Genomic DNA, 24,430 nt, shown 5'->3' on the forward strand with positions numbered 1-24,430 from the left:
GTCGCGCCGCGCTTCGTGTGGGGCGCTCGCCCGCTCCCGCATGATCGCACGAGGCCAACCCGACGCGGCCGACCTCCGCGGCGAGGTCGGCTTCACGACGCTGCTCCGCACCAACCGCGACGTCCGCTGGCTGTGGGGGGGGACCGTCGTGTCGCTCTTCGGCGACTGGTTCAACACGCTCGCGCTGTACCGGCTCGTCCTCGACCTCACGGGCTCGGAGTCCGCGCTCGGCGGCGTCTTCCTGACCAAGCTGCTGCCGCTCGCGCTCGCCTCGCCGATCGCGGGCGTGCTGGCCGACCGGCTCGACCGTCGGAAGCTGATGATCGGGGCCGACGTCGTCCGGGCCGCGCTCGTGCTCGGCTTCCTGTTCGTCCGCGACGCCGAGGACCTGTGGCTGCTCTACGTCCTCGCCGCCGCGCAGATCGCCGTGAGCGCGGCGTTCACGCCGGCCCGCGACGCCGTCCTGCCGCTCATCACCAAGCGGGGCGAGTTGCTCACGGCCAACGCGCTCCTCGCCGCGACGTGGTCGATCATGCTCGCCGTCGGGGCCGCGGCCGGCGGACCGGTCGTCGACGCGTTCGGGACCGACGTCGTGTTTTGGCTCGACGCCGGGACGTACCTCGTCAGCGCCGTGTTCATCGCCGGCATCCGGCTGCCGGCCCGTGAGGTGGAGCTCGACGTGGGCGGCGTGGTCCGGGCCGGGCTTCGGCGGATCGCCGAGGGCTGGCGCTACGTCCGGACGCGCCCGCCGGTCCGGCGGATCGCCGGCGCGAAGGCGGCCTGGGGCATCGGCGGCGGCGGCCTCGTGTTCGCCCTCGCGCTCCTCGGCGACCAGCTTTTCCCGTCGGCGGGGACGACCGGGATCGGCGTCCTCTTCGCCGCGCGCGGGCTCGGGACCGGCATCGGGCCGATCCTCGCGCGGACGGTCTTTCGAGACGCGCGGCGGTGGCCCGCCGTCCTCGCCGGCTGCATCGTCGTGAGCGGCCTCGGCTACCTCGGCGTCGCCGCCGTGGCCGACTGGCGGTGGCTTGTGGTCGGTTTCGTGGTGTTCGCGCACGCCGCCAGCGGCGCCAACTGGGTCCTGTCGACGACCCTGCTCCAGGAGCGTTCGGAGGACGCGTACCGCGGGCGCGTCGTCGCGACGGACTGGCTGCTCGTGACGCTCGTCGATAGCGTCACGATCGTCATCGCCAGCCAGTTGCTGGAGGCCGGCGTCGGGCTCGTGGTGCTGATCGCGGCCCTCGGCGCGGTTCAGGTCGGGACCGGGCTCGCGTACGGCGCGCTCGTCGTCCCGGCTGAGCGGAAGGCGCGGGCCGGGTAGGCCCGCATCGGGGCCGAGGTGGGGGAGGTCGGCTCTCGAGCCGCGCCTTACGCCCGCGGCCTCGCCGCCGATACCCGGGGCATGGCCCCTGCCGCTCCTCCCGCGCCCGCCCTCGCCGACCGCGTCGACACGGCCGAGGCCGCGCTCCGCAACGCGGCGCTCTCGCACCCCAACGCGCTCGAGCTGATGGAGGTCGGCGTCGCCCGCCTCGGCGAGGCGCTCGACGCCGACGTCGCCGTCGCGCTCGTCGGCGAGGCCCAGTCGGCGGCGTTCGTCCGCTGCGCCGTGTGGCCGCCCGGCGCCACGCCCGACCTCGTCGAGGTCGAGGGGGCCGACGCCGCCACGTTCTGCCAGGGCGACCTCGTCGTCGTCACCGGCGGTCCCCTCGCCGACGACCTCGGCCAGCCCCACGTGCTCGCCGTGCCCGTCGCCGGCTCGGCCCCCGGCGCGTTCGTGTTCGCGGCCGCCGCGCCGTGGACGCCCGCCGATGAGGCCGCCGCCGCCCGCCTCGGCCTCCTCTTCGGCACGCTCTGGGCGTGGGTCGAGGCCGAGGCCCGCTTCCAGCGGACCGTCGCCGACCTCGACGACGCACTCTTCACCTTCGGCCACGACCCCGACGGCCGCCGGGCCTACGTCTTCGTCACGCCCCAGGCCGAGGCCCTCACCGGCCTGGACCCCGACGCGCTGCTGGCCGGCGACGCCGACTGGGCCGACCTCGTGGTCGAGGAGGACCGCGCCGCCTTCGCCGCCCACGACGCGCGGCTCCGCATGGGCGACGCGTCGCACGTCGAGGTCCGCCTCCGGCTCGACGGCGGCGACGTCGTCTGGATCGCCGAGCGGGCCACGCCGAGCCTCGACGCGGCCGGCCGGCCCGTCGCGGGCGGCCTCCTCGCCGACGTCACCGCGCGGAAGGAGGCCGAGGCCCAGCTCGACCGCGCCCGGCGGATCGCCGAGCGCGCGGCCCAGACGCGAATGTCGTTCCTCCGCATGATGAGCCACGAGCTCCGCACGCCCCTCGGCGCCATCCGCGGCTTCTCCGACCTCCTCGTCGAGGAGACCCGCGACCTGAACGCGCCGCCCGAGGTGGCCGAGTTCGCCGGCACCATCCGCGACGCCTCCGACCGCGCGCTCCGCCTCGTCTCCGACCTCCTCGACCTCTCGCGGCTCGAGACCGGCGCGCTCGACCTGGCCCGCCAACCCGTCGACCTCGGCGCCGTCGCCCGGACCATCGCGGCCCGCCACGCGCCGGCCGCCGAGGCCAAGAGCGTCACGCTCGGCGTCCTGACCCCGGCCGACCCCGTCCTCGTCGAGGCCGACCCGTCCCGCCTCGATCAGATCGTCGACCAGCTCCTCTCCAACGCCGCCCGTTTCACGAACGACGGTCGCATCGACGTCCGGCTGGCGGTCGTCGGTGGCGAGGCCCGCCTCAGCGTCGCCGACACGGGCGTGGGCATCACCGACGACGTGCTGGAAGCCGTCTTCGAGCCGTTCGTGCAAGAGGACGCCCGCGTCAACCGCGAGTACGGCGGGACCGGCCTCGGCCTCGCCATCGCCAGCCGTCTCGCGCGCCAGATGGGCGGCTCGCTCACGGCACAGAGCGCCAAGGATACGGGCTCCACGTTTACGCTCGCGCTTCCCTGCGGGTAGCCGCTACGCCCGATCCGCATTGAGGGCGGCGTTCTCCATGTTGCGGAGGAACCCCTCGACTTTCGTCCGCTTGACGGGGCTCCGGCGGAACCGTCCGCGCCACGCCTCGACGTCGATCTCGGCCCACTCGCGGGCCGGCGTGTTGGTGACGCCGGGTCGAGGCAGGAACCGCGCGTCCCGGGTCGGCTGGGAGAACTTGGTCCACGGGCACACGTCCTGGCAGATGTCGCACCCGAAGGCCCACGTGCCGAACTCGGCCGCGAGGTCCTCGGGGAGGTCGGGCCCGCGGTGCTCGATGGTCCAGTACGAGATGCAGCGGCTCCCGTCGATCTGGTAGGGAGCGTCGAGGGCGCCCGTCGGGCAGGCGTCGAGGCAGCGCGTGCAACTCCCACAGTGGTCGGCCCGGAACGGCTCGTCGGGCTCGAGCGGGACGTCTACGATCAGTTCGCCGAGGAACACGAACGAGCCGTGCGTGCGGGTGAGGAGGTTCGTGTTCTTCCCCTGCCAGCCGAGGCCGGCCCGCTGGGCCCACGCCTTGTCGAGAACCGGCGCCGAGTCGACGAAGGCGCGGCCTCCGGCGCCGCCCGTCCGCCGGTCGAGCCAGTCGAACAGCTCGGCCAACTTCTCCTTGAGCACGTCGTGGTAGTCGTCGCCCCACGCATAGCGGCTGATCTTGGCCGCCTCGGCGTTTCCGCCGCCCGGCCGGCGCCCGGGCTGGAAGTAGCTCACGAACACGGAGACGACCGACTCGGCGCCCGGTACCAGCTCGCGCGGGTCGACGCGCTTGTCGAAGTTCCGCTCCATCCACGTCATGGCGCCGTCGGAGCCGCCGTGGCGGCCGGCCTCGAGCCACGCCTCCAGCCGACGGGCCTCGGTGTCGAGCTTCTCGGCCCGCGCGATGCCGACGCCGTCGAACCCGATGCGGCGCGCCTCGGCCTTGAGGTCGCGGGCGAGTCGGGCGGGGTCGTAGCCGGGCACGAGGAGAGGGTACGGAGGAGACGAGACGCGGACGGGTCCAACGAACGCTACGCCGCGGTCACCTGCGTCCCCCTCGTCTTCTTCGCTTCCGAGCGGAGCGCGGGGCCTCCTCCGAGTGCGGCGAGCGTCCGCTCGACCTGGGCGTCGTGGTGGCGGTGGTGGGCGAGGAGAAACGCGAGGGCGTCGTCGAACAGGAACGGACCCGCGAGCGGGTGCCGGTAGGCGACCGCGCCCTCGGCCGGCGTCGACCGCCACTCGGCCCGAACGTCGTCCCACCGGTCGCGGACCTCAGGCCAGCGCGGATCCGCCGACGGCATCACGCCGGCCGCCGACGGCGGCGCGGGGATCCGGAGGGGGAGGGACAGGACGCCGGCCAGCGCCCGGCGCCGCGCGCCCGAGGTGGCCCGGACGATCGCCGAGGCGGGCGGGCCCGTGAGTGTGAGCCCCGCGTCGATCCGCACGAAGTGCTCGGCGAGCTGGGCCAGTGACCACGCGCCGGGCGCGGGAGCGGCGTGGACGACGGCCGAGGGGAGCGCGTCGAGACGGGCGGCGAACGCGGCGCGGTGAGCGTCGAGCACGTCCAGCAGACGGGCAGCGCGTGGCGTCATCGGAGGGCGGGGACCGGAGCGCGCTGGGCAGCGGGCGCCAGCGACCACACGACGGCGCCGCACACGGCGACGGCGCTGTTCTTGAGCACGCCGGTGAGCGGGTCGAGGAGCGTCGACGGGTCGGTCCAGACCACGCCGAGCGTGATCGCCGCCATGGCCACCGTGGTCACGGCGACGGCCAGCCGCTCGCGGTACCCGACGAGAAGGACAACGCCGGCGATCGTCTCCAGCACGCCGATGGCGACGAGCGTCGCCTCGGGCGAGCCGACCCACAGGCCCGAGGCGGCCACGATCGCGAGCTCACCCGCGTCGCGGAGCCAGAGCTTGAGGCCGAGCCCCTCGCCGAGCCACACGAGCGCGAGCGAGAAGCGGGCAGCGCGGCGGAGGGCGAGGGGTGTCATGGCTCCGTGTTTTCAGTGATGATTGAAAATTACGAATGCGTCCCCGGTGGGTTTCACCGGCGCCAAGCCGGAACCGATGCCCTGCCGAACCCGCTCAACCCCGCCGAACTCACGGTCCCGCGATGCACGTCCTCCTCACTGGCGCCACCGGCTACGTCGGCGGCTACGTCCTCGACGCGCTCCTCCGCCACGGCCATACCGTCCGCGCGCTCGTCCGCGACGGAGGTGAGGGGCTGGCGGCGCACGAGAACGTCGAGGTCCACCAGGGCGACGTCACCGATCCCGATTCGTTTGGCCACGCGTTCGCGAGTGTCGACGCCGTCGTCCACCTCGTCGGGATCATCGACGAGAGCCCGTCGAACGGCGTCACGTTCGAGCGGATCCATGTCGACGGGACCCGCAACGTGGTCGAGGCGGCGCGCGCGGCCGGCGTCGGCCGGTTCGTCCACATGAGCGCGAACGGCGCGCGGCCGGACGGGGTGAGCGCGTACCAGACGACGAAGTGGGCGGCCGAGGAGGTCGTCCGTGGCGCCGGCTTCGACCACTGGGTGATCTTTCGGCCGTCGACCCTGTTCGGCGACCCGGGCGAGGACAACCCGGAGTTCGCGAAGCGGCTGTGGGAGACGCTCGTCGAGCCGTTCCCCGTCCTGCCCGTGTTCGGCGACGGGGCGTACGAGCTCCAGCCGGTCCACGTCGAGGCCTGCGCCGAGGCGTTCGCCCAGGCGGTCGCGCGTGACGCGTCGAACGGCGTGGCGTACTGCGTGGCGGGGAAGGAGCGGATCCCCTACCGCGAGGCGCTCCGGCGGATCGCTCGCGGTGGCGGCGTCCGCCCCAAGCCGACGGCGCCGGTCCCGATCGCGCTCGCGCGGCTCGGCGTGAACACGCTCGGGAAAGCCGGGCTCCTGCCGATCTCGCCCGCCCAGTTCGAGATGCTCGTCGAGGGCAACACGTGCGACCCGTCGGCCTTCTTCGCCGACTTCGACGTGGAGTCGCCGCCGTTCGACGTGCCCGCGCTGAGCTACCTGCGTCAGTACTGACCCCGCCGGCCTCGGCGCCGAGGCGGCCGGGGTGAGGGGCCCACCGGACGCGGGCCCCTCGGGAACACGCCGGGCTGGAGGCCTCCGCCCAAGATCGAGGCGGAGGGGATGGGTGGCCCCCACCCGGAGGTCGGCGTCAGCGGATCCGGAGCGCGTCGGCGATGACGACGGAGCCGGAGCCGGTCCAGCGCGAGAGGACCACCTTGTTCCAGCCAGACGTGAAGCTGTACGTCCCCAGCGTGTTCCACTTGCCGCCGTTGGCCTGCTGGTTCACGTACGTCGTCGCGAGCTGCGAGCCGGACGCGTTGTACACGATGAACGGCGCGCTCGGCGAGCGGTTGGAGCCGGCGACCCACCACGCGTCGATCGTCCTCGTGCCGCCGCTCGGGAGGTAGAACCAGAACGTCGCGCCGTCGGAGACGGAGGCCGTCTGGGCCCACCAGTAGCCCGTCTGGTAGTCCGTCGAGTGGCTCGAGGCCGTCCAGTTCGACGACGTTTGGATGTAGCCGACGTTCGTGTCGTTGAGGCTGTTGTTGCTGTCGACGATGATGGTCGAGCCCGACGGCGGCGGTGTCGAGCCACAGGCCGAGTTGATCCGGTTGAGGTAGTCGGTCCAGGGCCAGTTCGGGCCCGGGTCGGTCCGGTTGTAGGGCTGGAGCTGGCCGTGGCCTACGAAGTGGTACACGTCGCGCGGGATGCCCCAGTCCTGGCTGATGTCGCAGCCGAGCTCGGCCGACGCCTGGACCTGCCCGGTCGGGAACGACGATTGCGAGGCGTAGCCGGCGTGCTCGATGCCGATCGTGAAGTTGTTCGAGGACTGGCCGTTCTTGCCGCAGTCGGTGTTGCCGTTGAGCGAGCAGTCGTAGCTCGCCCCGATGTGCCACGCCTTCTGGGACTCGCGGACGAGCTGCGAGATCTGCGAGCCCGACTCGTTGACCACGTAGTGGGCGCTGACGCCCGCCTGCGAGTTCGTCAGCCAGCCCCAGCAGCCGGCGTAGCTCCCTTCGCAGGTGTGGACGATGACCATCGACGGGTCCGTCCCGGACGGGCGCGAGCTGTAGTTCGGGGAGGCCCGCCAGATGGCCGGGCCGTAGTCGGCGCTCATCGAGCGCGCCTCGGCGGCCTCGGGCACGCCGCGGAGCTCGGCGGCTGCGACCGGCGCCGCCTCGATCCGCCCGACGACGCGGCCCTCGACCGTGATCTCGGCGCCCGACTGGAGCACGGCGTAGACGCCGTCGCGGGCGTAGACCGCCTGGGCCGCTGGCGTCTCGACGCCGCTGTAGCGGACGACGAGGTCGCCCCAGTCTTCGAGCGACGCTCGAGGCTGGCCTTCGGCGTCGGCCCACGACCGCAGCAGCGCGGCGGCGGCGCGGACGTTGGCCGTCGGCTCGGTCCGGGCCTGCGGCTCCGTCACGCCCGCCAGCCGGGCGCCCTCGCGGAGCCGCTCGCCGCGGAGCGCCATCACGCCGAACGCGGGCGCGACGCCCTCGAACTCCTCGTGGCCCTCGACCATCTCCCACCGGGTTTCGGTGTAGGCGATGGCCTCGAGCAGCGGTGCCGGCACGTCGAACTCAGCAGCGGCGCGGGCGAAGACGGTGTCGAGCGGGACGAGGTCGGCGGGGTCGCCGCCCTGGGCGGAGAAGGGCTGGTCGGAGCAGCCAGTGACGGCGAGGAGCGCGGCCAGGACGACCGCCGATAGACGATAGCGATGGGGCATGGGGAAGGGGTGTGGGATGGGCGGGCTCAAGGAGCCCAGAGGAGGCCCGAGTCCGGGCCGGGGGCGCGCGTGAGGCGCGTTTGTCGGGAGCCGTCGGCGCGCATGACGTAGAGCTCGGGGTCCCCATGTCGCTCCGAGACGAAGGCGATCCACCGGCCGTCGGGGCTCCACACGGGGCCATGGCTGAGGGCGTCGGGCGCCGTGAGCGCGCGGTGCGTGCCCGTGGCGAGGTCGACGGTCCAGATCCGAGTACCGCCGTCGCGGGTGCGGGTCGTGTAGGCGAGGGCGGAGGCGTCGGGCGCCCAGGCGGGTTCGCCTTCGAGGGCTTCGAGGGCGCCGCCGTCGGCGCGAGACGCGTTGAGGCGTTGGCGGGCCGACCCGTCGGGCCGCATGACGACGAGCTCGTCCCGCCCGCGCTCGTTCGAGAGCACGGCGACGGCGCTCCCGTCGGGCGCCCAGCGCGGGCGCCACTCGTCGCGCGGGGAGGCCGGCACGCGGACCGGGTCGGCGCCGTCGGCCGCCATCCGGTAGACCTCGGCCTGGTGGTCGCGGCTGGAGGCGAACACGATCTCGGCGCCGCTCGGCGAGACGGCCGGCTCGAAGTTGCCCGCGGGGTCGGCGGTGAGCCGCACGAGGTCACCGCCGTCGCGAGCGGCGCGGTAGACGTCGCTGAACCCGTCAAGGTCGGACTCGAAGGCGAGCCATCGGCCGTCAGGGCTCCACGAGGGGTTCCGGGCTCGGCCCCGAGGCGGGGTGAGCAGGCGGAGCTCTCCGGCCTCGCGGATCGCCAGCTGCTCGCGGAGGCCCGCCGGCGTCTCGACCGTCCGCCCCACCACGACGGCGCGGCCGTCGGGCGAAACGGCCAGGGCGACCTCGTCGTGATCGTCGCTGATTCGCTCGGGCGCCGCGCCGAAGGCCAGCCGGTAGGCCCCCCGCGGCCCGTCGCGCTCGGACGTGAAGAGGAGCTCGCCCGGGAGTCCGGCCACCTCCGCGTCGGAGAGGGGCCGGCTGGTGGGCTCCAGGCTGCACGCGGCGAGCGCGAGCAGCACGACGAGCGCGAAGGGGCCGGGGGGTGGTGGGATGCCCATGCGGTCCAAGGTTGGGGGACGGGCCCCCGCCGCGTTGGCCGCCACGGCACGCTCGGCCTGGCCTTGCTGGATCAGAGGCGTGCTCCTCGTGTTGCACGGCGATAGTGCGTTAGAGCCAGAAAGCGCTTGCACGGCAAGGCCGTGGCCTCCCCGTGGGGCGGTCCGCCTCGGCGGGCCGACGCGGGTGCTCGAAGACACTGGGGAGCCCCCGAGGTGGAGGCCCCTGGCCGGAGAGCGTCGGTACCTTGGCCGGCCCCCCCGACGCCATGCCGACCGACCGACCGACCGACGCCGGGCAGCTCGCCCTCGCCACCGACGACGCCCCCGCCCGCAAGCTCTACGTGGCCGTGGCCGGCAACATCGGCGCGGGCAAGAGCACGCTCACCCAGATCCTCGCCGACACGTTCGGGTGGGCCCCGTTCTTCGAGTCCGTCGACGACAACCCGTACCTCGCCGACTTCTACGACGACATGCGGCGCTGGAGCTTCAACCTCCAGGTGTTCTTCCTCTCCAGTCGGTTCAAGCACCAGAAGGAGATCGAGGCCGCGCCGATGTCGGTGGTGCAGGACCGGTCGATCTACGAGGACGTCGAGATCTTCGCGCGCAACCTCGCCGACATGGACCTCATGGATGGGCGGGACCACGCCAACTACGTCGAGCTGTTCTCGATCATGGCCGGCTACCTCCAGCCGCCGGACCTCCTGGTGTACCTCCGCGCCGGGGTGCCGACGCTCGTCCGCCACATCCAGGCGCGCGGCCGCGAGTTCGAGTCGTCGATCCGGCTCGACTACCTCGAGCGGCTCAACGAGCTCTACGAGAGCTGGATCGACCGGTACCCGTACCCGAAGATGGTCGTCGAGACGGACGCCCTCGACTTCGTCAACGAGCCCGAGGACCGGTACGAGATCCTGAGCCGGATCGAGAGCCGGCTGTTCGGCCTGTTCCCGGTCGAGGGCTAAGGGATGCGTCCGGCGCTGGCGCTCGCCGTCGCCGCGCTGGCGGCCGCCGCCAGCGCCCAGGTGCCGGACTCGACGGCCGCGCCCGACCCGCCGGGCGACGTCCGCGCCCTCCCGGCCGACTCGCTGGCGCCGCGGGTCGCCGCGGACTCCGCCCGCCTCGGGCCCGAGGCGGAGCCCGTCCCGCCGTTCGCCCTCGCGCCCGGCCGGCCCGTGACGCCGGTGCCGGCGACGACCGCCGCGCTCGACGTCGCCGCGCTCCTCGCCGACGTGCCGGGGGCCTTCGTCTACCGGCTCGGCGCGCCCGGGAGCACGGCCGGCGCCGCACTCGACGGCCTCGGCCCCGACCTCCCGGCGCTGATGCTCGACGGCCGGCCGGTGGTCGACCTCATTACGGGAGCGCCGCGGTACGATCTCTTGCCGCTCGCGGCGATCGGCCCGCTCCGCACCGAGGCGGCCGCGCTCGGCCGCCCGGGCGTGCAGGCGTCGCTCCGCGATCTCCGCCTCGGCGTGCCGGTCACGGAGCTCCGCTACCTCGGCGGGCAGGACGCGATCCAGCACGCCTCCGGCACCCATGCGCAGACGCGACGTCCGCCAGCCTTCCTGCGCGGCGGCAGCGACGCGAGTCGCCTGACGCTCACGGGCCATGCCGCCAGCCGATCGGCCGACAGCCCGTTCGCGGGCGGCGACGTGGCCCACACCGATGCGTTCGGCCGGCTCCTGCTCACGCAGCCGCTCGTCGCGGCGGAGGTCGGCGTGATGTACACGGACCGGACGGAGGGCGCGCGGGCGGGCGTCGTGCCGTCGGCGGGGCTGCCGGTCGAAGGCATCTTCAGCGCGTCGACGGCCACCGTGCGCGGCAGTGGCGCCACGCGGCGGACGCTCCGCACGGAGCCGTGGCTGAGGCTCCGGCTCCCCTTCGCACGCTCGGCGCCGACGGATGTGGGGGCGTCGATCGCGCTCCAGCGCTCGGTGTTCGTCCGGGCCGACGGGACCGGCGACACGCTCCGCGTCCACGGCCGGCGCCTCGCGGCGTTCGCCGAGCAGCCGCTCCGGGTCGGGCCGAACCGGCTCGTGCTCCGGCTCGACGTGATGGCCGAGCCCGCGCCGGGTCCCGAGGCGGGCGTCCTCACGGGGGCTGAGTCCCGCCTCGGGCTCCACGCCGCCATCACCGACTCGCTCCGCCTCGGGCAGGCTTCGGTGGTGCTCGGCGCGGGGTTCCATCAGGTCGAGGACGCCCGGTGGCCCTCGGCGTCGGCGCGCGTGACGGCGGGGCCGGCGTCGGCCGGCGTCATGCTGGGCGGTCGCGCGCCGTCGTGGCTCGATGCGGTCGGGCTGAGCGGGTCCGTCATTCCGGCGACCTCGACAGAGGCCGAGCAAACGCTCTCGGCCGACGCCGCGCTCCGCCTCCGCCGTGGTGACTGGCGCCTCGACCTCCGCGCCTTCGGGAGCGCCACCCTCAACGGCCTCCACCTCGTCTCGCTCGGCGACACGCTGGCCGCGGTGACGGTGGCCGGCGAGCCGATCCGCCAAGGCGGCATTTCGATGGGGGGCGGGTGGCGGGAGCGGGTCCGGCGCGGGTTCTACGCGAACGTCCGCGGGACGGCGCGGGCGGTGCTGAGCTCCGGCTCCGACCTCCACGACCGGATCGACGCGTCGCTCCCGCGCGTCTGGGCCACTGGCCGCCTCGGCGTCCGCGCCGAGGACATCGGCGACGGCGTCGTGGACGTCGACCTGGCCGTCGCGTCGACGGCGTGGACGGCGTTCCGGAGCGTCCGCGTGGAGCCGGCGACGGGCGCGCTCGTGCTGCCGGAGCCCGGCGGGTCGCTCGGCTTCGAGCTCCCGGCGCGCGCGCTCGTCGGGCTGGAGGCGACGGCCACGTTCAGCGCGCAAGCGTCCCTCTTCGTCCGCTACGACCACGCGCTCGGGGAGCGGGCCTACGGCGCCGTCGTCACGCAGGGCGAGCCGCTGCCGCCCCACGTCCTCCGCTTCGGCGTCTTCTGGGCGTTGCTGAATTGAGGCGTGGGAGGTGAGGCGATCCAGACACCGACCGATCCAGCGATGAGCGAGCCCACCATCCGTCCTGAGCGGCCATCTGACCGCGATGCCGTTTATCGCGTCAACGAAGCCGCGTTCGGACAGCCCGACGAAGCCGACCTGGTCGATCGTCTCCGCGAGCGGTCCTCCAGCTACCTCGGCCTCGTCGCCGAGGTGGACGGGATCGTCGTCGGGCACATCCTGTTCACGCCCGTGACGCTCGACCCTTCGGCAGGCTCAGGGCAGGCTGTCGGGGCGGCCGACGTGCGGGGGCTGGCGCCGATGGCGGTCCTCCCCGAGCACCAGCGGTCGGGCGTCGGCTCGGCGCTCGTGCGCGCCGGGCTGGCGGCGTGCGCCGCCGACGGGGCCGAGGCGGTCGTCGTCCTCGGCCACCCGGCGTACTACCCGCGCTTCGGGTTCAAGCCGGCGTCCGCGTTCGGGATCGCCTGCGCGTACGACGTGCCCTCCGAGGCGTTCATGGCGCTCGAACGGGTCGAAGGCGCGCTCACCGACGCTGCGGGCGTGGTCCGCTACCACCCCGCGTTCGGCGGCTGACCGGAGGGCCCGAAACGACGACGGGACGCCGCGGTGGCGTCCCGTCGAGATCAACGCAGGGGCCGACCGTCAGCCGTTGGCCTTGTCGGCGATGCGCCAGCCGTACTCGAGGAGCGGGCGGACGGCCTCGGCCGTCTCGATCACGAGGTCGGCGAAGTCGGGCGTGAGGACGTCCTCGTCGGGGATGTCCTCACGGACCGCGGCGAAGCCGCCCTTCCAGCGGAAGTACTCGGTGGCCGGGTTGTCGCGCTGGTCGTCGTAGCCGCGCGGCATCCGGGTGAGCGCGCTGCCGGCCGTCTCGAGCGTGAGCCCGGCCTCCTCAGCGGCCTCGACCACGTCGAGGAACGCCTGCGGGTTTTCCGACATGTCGGCCCGCCACTGGCGGATAAAGTCCTTGTCGGCCCGCCAGAAGCCGCCGCCGACGCGGTTCGAGCCCGGCTCGACGTGGATGTAGATCGCGCCCGGCGCCCGCTTGTCGCCGTCGCGCGAGAGGACGGCCGCGACGTGTGTCTTGTACGGGGCCTTGTTCTTTGAGAACCGGGTGTCGCGGTAGATCCGGAAGACCGCGCGCTTGGGGTCACCGGAGAGCGGGAGGCCGCGCTCCGGGAGCCGGCGGCTGAGGTCCGAGATCAGCATCCGCATGGGGTCGCGGAGCTCCTCGACGTAGGTCTCTTTGCGGGGCCGGAACCACTCGCGGTCGTTGTTCCGCTTGAGCTGGCGGAGGAACGTGAAGGCGTCCTCGGTGAGGCCGGGGAAGGGGGCGAGGAGATCCGGGGGGGCGGCGACGGGCATGCGGTACGGTGGGGTTCTCTCTATACGTACGGGCTCCGGGCGGTCCTCCGTGTGGAACCCGTGCGGAAAATGGGGGGAGGCGCGGGTGGGGGCGAGTCGGAGGCGCAAAAAAAGCGCCGTCTCGTGAGCCCGTCGGACAGCCTATTCCGCTTGTGAGGGTGCGACGCCGGAACGGGCTCGATTTCCCGTCGGCCCGCCGTCGTCTTCCTCCGACTGTGATCCTCCACCCCCTCACTCCCATGCCCCGCGCTCTCCGCGTCCTCGCCCTCCTCGCATTCGTCCTCCCGATCGCCGCGTGCGACTCGTCTGAGCCCGAGCCCGAACCGGTGGGTGAGACCCCGCCGGCGTTTCAGATCGCCTCCGTCGTCGTGCCGTTCGGCGACGGGACGCAGGGCCTCCAGTTTGCCGCGACCCCGAACGCCGACGTCCGAATTGTCCGCGTTGATGTCCGCAACCCGCTCGGCAATACGACCGTGTTTAGCCCCCAGGAGTCGATCATTCTTTCGGGGGAGTCCGTCCCCCTCCAGGCCTCCAATGAGGCCTACGTCCGCGTGAGCGGGAACTGGTCGTTCCGGTTCGTCGGGACGCGGGCGGCTGGGTCCCTCGCGTCGTTCGACGTCACGACCCCGCTGTCGGTCTCCGCCCGCGTTCGGAACTGACGCCGCCTCGGGGACGGCACGCCCGCGAGCGACTGACGGGCCGGTCCCATGGTGCGCGTCGACGGCCCCGTCCCCTCGGCGGCTCCCCTGGGCGAAGCCGCCTGCCCCGAGCGAAGCCGAGGGAGAGGACCGAGGCGGGCCAACCGAGTGGGCCCGCCTCGGCCCCGGGCGCGGCCTCACGGTCAGGCACCGGTCGAGAGCACGAGCTTGCCGTGGACCCCGCCCGCCTCGATCCGCCGGTGGGCCTCCGCGGCGTCCTCGAGCGGGAGGACGTCGGCGACGAGCGGGCGGAGGAGGCCGCGGTCGACGAGCGTGGCGATCTGGTCGAGCATCCCGCCGTCGCGCTGCATCATCACGAGGTGGACCGTCCCGTTCTTCCGGTACGCCTGCCCGAGCCCGCCACCCGCGTCGCCCACGATCGTCGCCATCCGCCCGAACTCGGCGAGGGCCGGGACGCTCTGGACGAGCGTGTCGCCGCCGACCGTGTCGAACACGACGTTCGCGCCGAGGCCGCACGAGAGGTCGTCCACCTCGGCCACGAAGTCGCCAGACTCGTAGTCGACGAACCGGTCGGCGCCGAGGTCGAGCAGCGTGTCCTCCATCTCCGCGTTGCCCACGACGACGACCTCGGCCCCGGCCGCGTGCGCGATCTGGACGGCGACGTGGCCCACGCCGCCGCCGCCGTGGATCAGCACGAGCTCGCCGACCTCCAGCCGGCAGCGCGTGACGAGCGCCTGCCACGCCGTGCACGCCGCGAGCGGGACCGCGGCGGCCTCCTCCATCGACAGCGTGTCGGGCTTGACGACGACGTGCCCGGCGTCGGCCGCGTGGTACTCGGCGTAGGTCCCGTTCGCGGTGAGGTCGGGCGTATAGAACACCTCGTCGCCGACCCGGAGGTCGTCCACGCCGTCGCCGACGGCTTCGACGACACCGGCCGCGTCGTACCCGAGGATGATCGGCGGCTCGATCCCGTAGTCGTTGCCTTGCCGGATCTTGGTGTCGACGGGGTTGACGGACGCGGCGTGGACGCGGACGAGGACCTGCCCCGGCCGGGCCTCGGGATCGTCGACCTCGCGAAGCTGGAGGACGTCGGGGCCGCCGAACTGGTCGAACTGGATGGCTTTCATTGCGGGGCGGTGAGAGGGAAGACGGCAACGCGACCCGCCCGCCGCCGTTCGTCGGCGATCCCGGACTCGGGGATCGCCTGGCCCGCCTCGGTGGCGTCGCGGACGGACCGAGGCGGAGGGGGCGGGCCCGCGGGAAGGGCGGAGACAGGCGAGGTGAAGGTCCCGGCGAGAAAGCCCTTTCGGCCTCGCAGGCTCCGAACAGCCCACGGCGTCTGGGATACGAGGCGTTCATGCTCGACTGGTTCCTCTCCCCGATCCGCCTCGCCGTCGACCGTATCGGGCTCGCCCTGGCAGCGTTCGGCCTCGTGAGCACGCGACGCGCGCGGCGGGTCTCCGACCTCGCGTGGCCGCGGATCGTGACCGGCCTCGCCCGGATGTCGCAGTCGACGGCCGACGTGGCGATGGTCGGCACGGCGCTCGGGACGGCGGCGATCGCGGGCGTCGGGTACGCCACGCCGTTCTGGCTGCTGGCGTTCATGGTCGGCGGCGGGATCGCGGGCGGGACGCTCAGCCTCGTGTCGCAGCGCTACGGCGCCGGCCGCCGTGACGCCATCGGCGGGGCCGTGACGACGAGCGCGGCGCTGGCCCTCGCCGTGACGCTCCCGCTCGTCGTCGCGATCTGGCTGCTGGCTGAGCCGCTCGTCGGCCTGATCGGGTCGGGCGCCGAGGCGGTCGCCTTCGGGGCCGAGTACCTCCGCGTGGCCGCGTTCGGCATGCCCTTCGCGGCTCTCAACTTGGTCGCCAGTCGGGCGCTCGTGGGCGCCGGCGACGCCCGGACGCCGATGGTGATTCGGGCCGGCGGGGCCGTGCTCAACATCGGGCTCAACGCGTGGCTCATCTTCGGCGCCGGCCTCGGGGTGGTCGGCGCGGCGCTCGGGACGGTCCTCGCGAGTGCGGCGGCAACGGCGGCGTTCGCGTGGGGGCTGAGCCGCGGCCGGCTTCCCGGCGTCGGCTCGCTGCCGGTGCGGCTCGGGCGGGACGCGCTCTGCTGGGACCCGACGACGGCGCGGCACCTCGTCGAGATCGCGGCGCCGCTCGCGCTCACCAACCTCGTCCAGAACGGCGGCCAGTTCCCGCTCCTCGCCATCGTCAGCCTGTTCGGGCCCGACGTCGCCGCCGCGTTCGTCGTCGCGCTCCGGATCCGCGACCTCATGAACACGCCGGGCTGGGGCTTCGGGCTCGCGTCGAGCAGCCTCGTCGGGCAGTCGCTCGGAACGGGCCGCGAGGGCGAGGCCGGCGCCTACGCCCGCGACGCGCTCCGCATCGCCGTGGCCGTCTACGTGCTCGCCGCGACGGCCGTGTTCGCGTTCGCCGGACCGTTCAGCCGCCTGTTCGTGAGCGACCCGGCCGTGCTGCCGACGACCGTCGCCCTCGTGCGCGTGACGTGCGTGAGCGTCGTGCTGTGGGGCGTCGTGACCGGCGCGAAGGGCCCGCTCCGGGCGAGCGGCGACACGCGGTGGCCGCTCGTGGGGCACGTCGTCGCCCTCGTCGGCTTCGTGCTGCCGGCGGCGTACCTCGGCGCCGTGACGCCGCTCGGCGTGGCCGGCCTCGGGCTGGCGCTCCTCCTCGAGACCGGCGTCCCGGCGGCCGTGACGTACGCCCGCTTCCGGAGCGACCGCTGGAAGCTCGTCAGCCGGGCCTACCGCCCCGCGTGACCGCGCCGCGGCCGCGCCGCCACTTCGCCCACCTCGGCGCCGAGGCGGGGCTACCCGGCCAGCTGGCGGACGGCGAGCGCGGCGAGGAAGCCGGTGCCCGTCCGCAGCGCCTCCTCGTCGACCGTCATCTTCGGCGTGTGGAGCCCGTGCGTACTCCCCGCGGCCTCGTTGCCGACGCCGAGCACGGAGAAGGCCCCCGGCACCCGCTCCGTGTAGAAGGCGAAGTCCTCCGAGGCGTACCACATCGGGAGGTCGACCACGCGCTCCTCGCCCACGTAGTCGACGGCCGTCTGGCGGACGAGCGCGGCGGCGGCCTCGTCGTTCCGCAGGACGGGGTAGCCGACGACGACCCGCACCTCGCACGTGACGCCAAGCGCCTCGGCCGTCTTCTCGGCCGTTCGCCGGATGAGGTCGTGGGCCTGGAACCGCCAGTCCTCGTCCATCGACCGGAACGTGCCGTCGAGGCGGACCTCATCGGGGATCACGTTCGTCGCGCCCTCGGCCGCCACGCGTCCGAACGAGAGGAGGGAGGGGACGCCCGGCGGCCGGTTCCGCGAGATCACCGACTGGAGCGCCGTCAGGATGTGGGCCTGCGCGAGGACCGTGTCGGTCAGGAGGTGCGGTGCCGCAGCGTGTCCGCCGGTCCCGCGGACCGTCAGGTAGATCTCGTCGGCCGACGCCATGAACGTGCCGGGGCGGACGCCGATCGTGCCGGTTGGAAGGTCCGGAAAGACGTGCTGGCCGAAGATCCGCTCGACCGGACCGTGGGCGCCCATCTCGCCGAGCACGCCCTCCTCGATCATCACTGACGCGCCGCCGGGCGCCTTCTCCTCGCTCGGCTGGAACACGAGGCGGACCGTCCCGGCGAGGTCGTCCCGGAGCCCGTGCAGGATCTGTGCGGCCCCTAGGAGCATGGCCGTGTGGGCGTCGTGGCCGCACGCGTGCATCCGGCCGTCCGTCTCGGAGGCGAAGTCGAGCCCGGTCGCCTCGCGGATCGGGAGCGCGTCGATGTCGGCCCGGAGCGCGACCACGGGGCCGGGCCGCCCGCCCTCGACGTGCGCGACGACGCCGGTCTTGGCGACGCCCTCGGCCGGGTCGAGGCCGATCTCGCGGAGCGTGCTCGCGATCAGCGCCGCCGTCTCGTGCTCCTCGAACGCCAGCTCGGGCCGGCGGTGGATGGCGCGGCGGAGGCGGACCACCTCGGGGAACACGTCGTCGGCGAGCTGGTGGACGCGGTCGAGCACGGACGGGGGGAGTGGGGTGCGGGTTGCTACGATACACGACGGCCCCGCCCGGATGACGCCGAGCGGGACCGCCTCGATCAGGCGGTGGGCCTAGTTGAAGCCGACACCGGAGACCGCCGGCCGCTCGTCGCGGTTGGCGACCTCCCAGGCCGTCCCGAAGATGAGCCGCCCGATCTGGGCCATCCGGTCGTAGTCGATCTTCTCCGGCTCGTCGCCGACGCCGTGGTAGTCCTCGTGCGTGCCCGTGAAGTAGAAGATGAACGGCACGTCGTACTTGCCGAAGTTCCAGTGGTCACTCCGGCGGAAGAACTGGTTCGGGTCGTCGGGCGAGTTGAACCGGTCCGAGAGGAAGAGGCCCGTGCCCGTCGCGTCGTTGACGGCCGCGTTCCAGTCCGAGAGGTCCTGGCTGATGAGGTCGCCGCCGATGATGTAGACGTAGTCCGTCGTATCGAATCCGCGCTCGGGGTCGTACCGGCCGATCATGTCGATGTTGAGGTTCGTCACCGTGTTCTCGATGGGCACGAGCGGCTCGCGGTCGGCGTAGTACTCGGACCCGAGGAGGCCCTTCTCCTCGCCCGAGACGTGGAGGAAGAGGATCGACCGGCGTGGCCCGACGCCGTCCTCCTTGGCCTTCTGGAACGCCTCGGCGATCTCGAGGACCGTGACCGTCCCCGAGCCGTCGTCGTCGGCGCCGTTGTAGATGGTGTCCTCGCCTTCGCCGTCGTCGCCGACGTGGTCGAGGTGGGCGGAGACGACGACGAACTCGTCCTTGAGGTCGGGGTCGGACCCCTCGACGTACGCCACGACGTTTTCGCTCATGACGGTCACGGTCTCGTACTCGGCATCGACGGCCAGCGTCAGGCCGGTGTCGCCGGTCGGATAGGCATCTCCCTCGGCCTCGACGCCGGCGGCGGCCATGAGCACGTCCAGCGTCGCGCGGCTCGTGAGGAGGATCGTCGGGAGGCCGCCGGTCTCCTCGGCGCCCTCGACGGCAGGGAGGGCCAGCCCGCCCGCCTCGAACGCGCCGGCCGCGGGCCTTTGGAGCGCATCGGCAGTCGGGGCCGAGGCGAGGAGGACGGCCTTGACGCCGGCCGCGCTCAGCGCGCCGAGGGCCGCGCGCGTCGCGCCCTGGTTGGCGCCCGGCGTCAGCACAGCATAGGCGCCGTCGAGGCCGAGGCCGTCGAGCGCGGTGCCGTCGCCGGCGTAGACGACCGGGCCGGGCACGGCGTCCTCGACCTGGCCGTACGCCGGGACGAGCAGGAGGTCGTCGAGTGCGTCGGGGGCGAGGACGCTCGTGAGGACCGTCTCGCCGCCGCGCATCACCGTCGCCGTGAGGCGCTGGAGCGACGACTGTTCGAGGGCGAACGGCTGGAGGTAGGCGTCGAGGGCGTAGGGGCCGGACGGCTCGCCGGTCCCCTTCGGAGCGATGCCCATCGTGGCGTACTCGCCAGCGAGGTAGCGGGCGGCGAACCGCTGGCCCGGCTGGCCGGTCTCCCGGCCGGCGAGGTAGTCGTCGGCATAGACGTAGAGGTGGCCGGCTAACTCGGTGGGCGTGATGGTGGCCTGGTAGCGCCCGACGAGGTCGGGGGCGTCGATCGCAGGTGCCGTCTGGGCAACGGCCGACCCGCACATCAGTACGGCTAAGAGTGGAAGTTTCTTCATAAGGGGCGGCGTCCCGACGTTGTGGATGGTGAGATGGAGGCCAGACAACGGATCGTGGGGGGGCGTGGTGTCAAGTCGCGGAGAAGTCGTGGATGGCGAACGCGAATGGCGTTCACAGGGTGCGCAAGGAGTGCGCAGGGGCGCTTTGCCCTCCGTCGATTCCAGACGATTTGGAGGGGTTGGGGGCCTGAGGCGATTGGCACGATATGCGCAGGGTGGCGGGACGTCCGATCCGCTCGGCTCGCGCGCCCCCCAGGGTGGCGGATCCAAGCGGATCGTCCCTAGTTTAGCGGCTGAGTATGACCCGACTCGTCCCGAGTCAGGCCGCCGCTCCCCCAGGTGCGACTCACTAGGTGCGACTCAACAACCTCCCCCCACCTCCTCCTCACTCCATGATGAGTACCTCTACTCTCGGAACCGGCCTCCGTCGGCTCCTTAATCCCGCGGCCGCGCTGGCCCTTCTGCTCTTGGTAGCGGGGGGGGCGTCTGCGCAGTCGACGATCTTCGTCGACGCGAACGGCGGCGACGACGGCAACACCGGCCAGCAGCCGACGATTGGCGCCGGCGTCAACGGCCCCGTCGAAACGATCCAGCGCGCGCTTCAGCTCGCGGGCCAGGACGGCGCCGGCAACACGATCTCGATCGAGGCCGGTCAGTACGACGCCGACCTGACGATCCAGAACACGTCGTCGACGGCGACGAACTACAACAACCTCACCTTCCTGGCGCGTCCTGACCAGCAGGGCAACACCGAGGTCGACCTCGACGTCGACGGCGGTGAGTTCCTGACGGCCGTGACGGGCTTCACGTTCGCTTCCCAGGGCGGCGGCACGTTCTCGTTCGTCGGCGGTGGGGATCTGGACTTCCAGAGCGGCTCGGTCGCCTTCGGCTCGGGCATCGTCTCGATCGACGACATCGACGTCGTCGAGCAGACGAACGCCGCAGTCACGGGCTCGGTCGGGTACGGCGCGGTCCCGAACATCATCCGATTCAACGGCGACAACTCGGTGGCGCAGAGCACGCTGCTCCCGCCGTCGCTCGACATCGCCAGCGGCACGCTCGTCATTGACGTCGCGCTCGGCTCGGTCGCCTCGACGATCAACGACAACACGCGGACGCTCACGCTCAACGGCGGCCTCACCCTCGCCGACGACGGCGGTGGGATCACGCTCCGGCTCCGTGACGGCAACGTCGTGGCCGGCACGATCACGGTCGTGGACGGCAGCGGCGCCGACCTCACCGGCAACGTCCAGATCGAGGGCGAGGGCCAGGTTGGCGACCTCGTCGTCAGCGGCGGCCGGCTCGTCTTCGACCTCCCCGAGGCCGACGTCTCCGACTCTGAGACCGACAACTTCGCGGCCTCGGTCACGATCAACTCCGGCGAGTTCGTTCTCCCGAACGAGGACCCGGACGCCGACGACCTCGACCGCTTCCGCGTCACGGGCGACTTCGTCCAGAACGGCGGCTCCGTCGCCGCGGGCAACCCGAACGACACGATCCTCGTGGTCGAGGGCGACTTCCGCCGTGCCACGAACGTGGCCGGCAACTTCTCCCCGCTCAACCTCTACCTCGAGGGGACGGCTGACGTCGAGTTCGCGCCGGGCACGAACCTGATCATCAACTCGCTCCACATCAACGCGACGGGGAACACGGCCACGCAGGTCAAGATGGTGACGTTCCTCCAGGACATCACCGTCAACTCGGCGGCCACCGGGACGAACGGCGTCAACAACGTCATCCCGTTCATCGTCACGGCTGACGCCGAGGTCGACCTCAACGGCAACCTCGTCAACGTCAACCAGGGCGGTGAGTCCATCGTCGACGGCACCGTGTCGGACTCCGACAACAGCGGCGCCGTCCGGTTCACCAACGGCGGTGTCGCCAGCGGCACGGGCGTCTACAGCTCGATCCTCGTCTCCGGCCCGTCCATCACGGCCGAGGGCGAGTTCGACTTCTCGGGCGCGCTGATCCTCCTCCAGGGTGGCATCAACGTCGCTGCGGACTCGGACGTCTCGCCGGTCGGCCCCAGCGCCGGCGTCATCGTCAACATCGCCGCGGCGAACCCGCCCCAGATCATGGGCGCGGGCACGTTCAACGACGACGAGCGCGAGTACGACCTGACCTACCAGGACTCGAACTCGGCGAACGGCTTCCAGATGTTCATGGCCGACGTCGAGTTCGACACGGACTTCATCCGGAACCTCACGGTCAACGTCACCAACGCGACGGTCTCGCTGCCCGACGGCGTGGTCGGCGACGGCTCGATCTCGGGCGACGTCCTCGTCACCAACGGGGAGACCACGTCGATCGCGGGTACGCAGTTCGCGACGCTCGCGCTCAACAGCCAGACCATCACGGTGCTGGGCTCGACGACGGTCGAGGACAACGCGATCATCGACCTCCTCGGTGACGCGATCTACCGGATCTCGACTGCCGACAACGTGCTCGATGGCCGGATCGCCTCGTCGGACATGGGTGGCCTCGGCCGCCTCGTGCTCCTCGACGGCTCGGTCATCTCCGGCACGCAGACCTCGACGACCGGCACCTCCGGCGCCACGTCGGAGTCGGCGATCGACGCCCGCATCCTCCTCAACGAGGGGGCCACGGCCGAGCTCTCGATGCTCCGCGTCATCAACGGCGACATCGAGGAAGGCGACTTCTCGAGCGCGGCCCAGGGTGGCACGCTCACCCTCGGCCTCGTCGGCGACAACGACGACGACGACGACGACCTGTTCAACCAGGAGCTCAACGGCAACGTCAACGGTGACGTCGAGCTCATGAACAGCACGCTCGTGCTCTCGACCCCGGTCGAGCTCACGGCGGACGACGAGGACATCGCGATCGGCACGCTCGACACCCAGGGGAACGTGTTCTTCCTGGAGGGCCCCGATCAGCTCGACCTCTACAGCGACGTGCTCGGCACGGGCGCCGTGTGGCCGTCCTCGGACTTCCTCGTGATCAACGCGGACAACGCCTCCTCCAACGGCGCTCCGAACCAGATCACGATCCCGGTCTTCCACCCGGGTGACGAGAACAGCGACGTGACCCAGGTCGACGCCAACGTCCTCGTGACGACGACGCTCCGCCTCACCGGCGTCCTCGACGCCGAGGGCACCGACGTCGGCGGCAGCAGCCCGGTCGACTATGCCGTGACGCTCCAGGGCCAGGACGGCAACGTGCCGAACCTGATCCTCGACGACGGCTACGACATCACGTCCGACGAGGACGGGACGATCGGCAACGCCGACGACGAGCCCGAGAACGGCGTCGACGACGAGATCATCATCGACGGCCCGCTGAACCTCACCACCAACGAGGTCGGCACGGTCAACGTCTACACGGACCTCGTCGTGCTCGCCACGGAGAACGTCCAGACGTTCACGGTTACGAACAACGCCCGCCTCAACGCGGTCGACGACCCGTACACCGTGATGACCTTCGTCGTCAACGGCTCGCTCGACCTCAACACGAACGAGCTCGCCGTGATGGGCGACGTGACCATCAACGAGGACGACGCGGTCTTCAACAGCGCCGGCGGTGGCAACCGCATCGTTGGCGAGTCGACGATCAACCCGAGCTACTCCTCGCTCTCGTTCGTCGGTGAGATGGACGCCACCCTCACGGTGACGCCGAACTCCGACTCGGGCGTGGCCACGTTCGGCGACGGCGTCGACCTCCGGATCGCGAAGGCGACCTCGACGACGACGGTGACCCTCGCGGGCTCCCCGCTCGTCTTCGACGACGACTTCAGCTCCGGCGGCGTGTTCGACGCGACCCGCGGTGGCGGCGCGTTCGACGACGAGACCCTCGTCCTCGAGATGGGCGTCTTCGTCGTCGGCGACCCGTCGGCTCCGAACGACCTCTACGTCCGGCTCGACCACACGAACCGCCTCACGGGCAGCGCCACCTCGGACGCTGGCCAGGGCTTCGTGTTCGTGCCGCGCACGACGCAGTTCCCGATGGCCGTCGTCGAGGGGAACGTCCGCAAGCGGATCTTCTCCGACCCGAGCCTCTTCGCCGGTGACGTGACCCCGGGCCGCGTCGTCTACCCGGTCGGCGTCGCCGACGAGGACGACGAGGGCTACGCGGAGTTCGTGCTCGACTTCGAGAGCATCGCACAGGACCAGTCCTTCGGCCTCCGCAACGTGACCGTCTCCTTCGTGGACGAGTTCGCCGGTGGCACGCTGGGCCTCCCGATCGCCGGCTCCACGGCGGTCGACGAGCCGGCCAACTTCTACTGGCTCGTCCGGTCCAACCCGAGCCTCGGCTCGGGGACGTTCTTCAACGTCGAGGCCCGGTACGACGGCTACACGCTGGCGACGGCGACCAACGACGGTGGTGCTGCCACCATCGACGAGCTCACGCTCATCCGCCGCCAGTTCGGCGACGAGACCACGAACCCGTGGACGCTCGTCTCGGAGACCTACGACAACTTCCTCCTGCTCGACGGGCCGGAGGACAGCGACCCGGTCGTGATCGCTCAGGGCGCCGAGGCCTTCCTCGGTCCCCAGGGCACGCTCTTCACCTTCGGCCTCACGGGCGGTAACCGCCCGGTCGCCAACGAGGGTGAGGTGCCGTCCGAGTTCGCGCTCAACGGCAACCAGCCGAACCCGTTCAGCGCCCGCACGGCCATCAGCTTCGACCTCCCCGAGGCGGCTGACGTCACCCTCGAGGTGTACGACGTGATGGGCCGCCGCGTGGTCAGCATCAACCAGGGTGCGATGACCGCCGGCGCCGACCAGCGTGTCGAGCTCGACGGTTCGGGCCTCGCCTCGGGCGTCTACGTCTTCCGCCTCAACGCGGTCGGCGCGTCCGAGACGTGGAGCCGTAGCGGCCAGATCACGCTCGCTCGCTAAGGGCTCGCCCTTATCGACAGCTAGGTCCCGTGGGGCCCCGGTGCGAACGCGCCGGGGCCCCACGACTGTTATAGAGACGGGCCGACCAGT

The 24,430-nt window shown here is 72.3% G+C and carries 18 protein-coding genes; 9 read left to right on the forward strand and 9 right to left on the reverse strand.

Translation table 11 applies throughout. From position 1 onward, the window contains the following. The first annotated feature begins 40 nt into the window (after positions 1–40). Both BSZ37_RS06495 and BSZ37_RS06500 read left to right on the forward strand, forming a co-directional pair. Positions 41–1,321: an MFS transporter gene (locus tag BSZ37_RS06495; protein WP_095509763.1), complete on the forward strand. Its 1,281-nt coding sequence runs from the start codon at positions 41–43 to the stop codon at positions 1,319–1,321. Positions 1,322–1,402: 81 nt separating this feature from the next. Next, positions 1,403–2,968 (forward strand): sensor histidine kinase, encoded by a 1,566-nt coding sequence (locus tag BSZ37_RS06500; protein ID WP_095509764.1) that lies wholly within the window; start codon positions 1,403–1,405, stop codon positions 2,966–2,968. A 3-nt stretch (positions 2,969–2,971) separates the two neighbouring features. Here the strand turns inward: BSZ37_RS06500 and queG are convergent, their stop codons facing one another. From queG to BSZ37_RS06515, 3 genes are read right to left on the reverse strand one after another with little or no spacing between them, the layout of a single operon-like run. After that, complete coding sequence (gene queG, locus BSZ37_RS06505) at positions 2,972–3,946, reverse strand: tRNA epoxyqueuosine(34) reductase QueG (RefSeq protein ID WP_095509765.1); 975 nt, start codon at positions 3,944–3,946, stop codon at positions 2,972–2,974. 47 nt (positions 3,947–3,993) lie between these two features. Beyond that, positions 3,994–4,554 (reverse strand): DinB family protein, encoded by a 561-nt coding sequence (locus BSZ37_RS06510; RefSeq protein ID WP_095509766.1) that lies wholly within the window; start codon positions 4,552–4,554, stop codon positions 3,994–3,996. Further along, positions 4,551–4,955 (reverse strand): DoxX-like family protein, encoded by a 405-nt coding sequence (locus BSZ37_RS06515; protein WP_095509767.1) that lies wholly within the window; start codon positions 4,953–4,955, stop codon positions 4,551–4,553. The genes BSZ37_RS06510 and BSZ37_RS06515 overlap by 4 nt, the downstream gene beginning before the upstream one ends. 122 nt (positions 4,956–5,077) lie before the next feature. On the opposite strand from BSZ37_RS06515, the gene BSZ37_RS06520 reads away from it, so the two are divergent. Then, the gene (locus tag BSZ37_RS06520; RefSeq protein ID WP_095509768.1) at positions 5,078–5,992 is read left to right on the forward strand and encodes an NAD-dependent epimerase/dehydratase family protein; all 915 of its coding nucleotides are present in this window, start codon (positions 5,078–5,080) and stop codon (positions 5,990–5,992) included. A 136-nt stretch (positions 5,993–6,128) separates the two neighbouring features. Here the strand turns inward: BSZ37_RS06520 and BSZ37_RS06525 are convergent, their stop codons facing one another. Together BSZ37_RS06525 and BSZ37_RS06530 are read right to left on the reverse strand one after the other, a co-directional pair. Further along, positions 6,129–7,709, reverse strand: coding sequence for an N-acetylmuramoyl-L-alanine amidase (locus BSZ37_RS06525; protein ID WP_095509769.1), 1,581 nt, complete (start codon positions 7,707–7,709; stop codon positions 6,129–6,131). 26 nt (positions 7,710–7,735) lie between these two features. Then, positions 7,736–8,797, reverse strand: a complete 1,062-nt coding sequence (locus BSZ37_RS06530) for a TolB family protein (RefSeq protein WP_095509770.1) — start codon at positions 8,795–8,797, stop codon at positions 7,736–7,738. A gap of 266 nt (positions 8,798–9,063) precedes the next feature. Between BSZ37_RS06530 and BSZ37_RS06535 the strand changes: the two genes are divergently transcribed. Genes BSZ37_RS06535 through BSZ37_RS06545 form a run of 3 tightly spaced genes read left to right on the forward strand, consistent with a single transcriptional unit; the run spans position 9,064 to position 12,345 of the window. Then, a complete protein-coding gene (locus BSZ37_RS06535) occupies positions 9,064–9,756 on the forward strand; it encodes a deoxynucleoside kinase (RefSeq protein ID WP_095509771.1) in 693 nt (230 codons plus the stop codon). 3 nt (positions 9,757–9,759) lie between these two features. Further along, the gene (locus tag BSZ37_RS06540; RefSeq protein ID WP_095509772.1) at positions 9,760–11,772 is read left to right on the forward strand and encodes a hypothetical protein; all 2,013 of its coding nucleotides are present in this window, start codon (positions 9,760–9,762) and stop codon (positions 11,770–11,772) included. A 42-nt stretch (positions 11,773–11,814) separates the two neighbouring features. Continuing rightward, entirely contained in the window at positions 11,815–12,345 is a 531-nt protein-coding gene (locus BSZ37_RS06545) for a GNAT family N-acetyltransferase (RefSeq protein ID WP_095509773.1), read from the forward strand. A gap of 69 nt (positions 12,346–12,414) precedes the next feature. Here the strand turns inward: BSZ37_RS06545 and BSZ37_RS06550 are convergent, their stop codons facing one another. After that, entirely contained in the window at positions 12,415–13,137 is a 723-nt protein-coding gene (locus BSZ37_RS06550; RefSeq protein WP_095509774.1) for a DUF2461 domain-containing protein, read from the reverse strand. Between the two features lie 239 nt (positions 13,138–13,376). Between BSZ37_RS06550 and BSZ37_RS06555 the strand changes: the two genes are divergently transcribed. Continuing rightward, positions 13,377–13,796, forward strand: a complete 420-nt coding sequence (locus tag BSZ37_RS06555; protein WP_095509775.1) for a hypothetical protein — start codon at positions 13,377–13,379, stop codon at positions 13,794–13,796. Between the two features lie 182 nt (positions 13,797–13,978). Here the strand turns inward: BSZ37_RS06555 and BSZ37_RS06560 are convergent, their stop codons facing one another. Beyond that, positions 13,979–14,923: a quinone oxidoreductase family protein gene (locus BSZ37_RS06560; RefSeq protein ID WP_095509776.1), complete on the reverse strand. Its 945-nt coding sequence runs from the start codon at positions 14,921–14,923 to the stop codon at positions 13,979–13,981. A 230-nt stretch (positions 14,924–15,153) separates the two neighbouring features. Between BSZ37_RS06560 and BSZ37_RS06565 the strand changes: the two genes are divergently transcribed. After that, a complete protein-coding gene (locus tag BSZ37_RS06565; protein ID WP_095509777.1) occupies positions 15,154–16,578 on the forward strand; it encodes an MATE family efflux transporter in 1,425 nt (474 codons plus the stop codon). A 50-nt stretch (positions 16,579–16,628) separates the two neighbouring features. On the opposite strand, the gene BSZ37_RS06570 is transcribed toward BSZ37_RS06565, so the two are convergent. Beyond that, the gene (locus BSZ37_RS06570) at positions 16,629–17,822 is read right to left on the reverse strand and encodes a M20 metallopeptidase family protein (protein WP_095509778.1); all 1,194 of its coding nucleotides are present in this window, start codon (positions 17,820–17,822) and stop codon (positions 16,629–16,631) included. 90 nt (positions 17,823–17,912) lie between these two features. After that, positions 17,913–19,484 carry a M28 family peptidase gene (locus BSZ37_RS06575; RefSeq protein WP_095509779.1) on the reverse strand — a complete coding sequence of 524 codons (1,572 nt, stop codon included), beginning with the start codon at positions 19,482–19,484 and terminating at the stop codon, positions 17,913–17,915. A gap of 395 nt (positions 19,485–19,879) precedes the next feature. Here BSZ37_RS06575 and BSZ37_RS06580 point away from each other — a divergent pair, with 395 nt between their 5' ends. Continuing rightward, complete coding sequence (locus tag BSZ37_RS06580) at positions 19,880–24,340, forward strand: T9SS type A sorting domain-containing protein (RefSeq protein WP_143537575.1); 4,461 nt, start codon at positions 19,880–19,882, stop codon at positions 24,338–24,340. The last annotated feature ends 90 nt before the right edge of the window (positions 24,341–24,430 follow it).

It is taken from the genome of Rubrivirga marina (assembly GCF_002283365.1).
Taxonomy (GTDB): Bacteria; Bacteroidota; Rhodothermia; order Rhodothermales; family Rubricoccaceae; genus Rubrivirga; species Rubrivirga marina.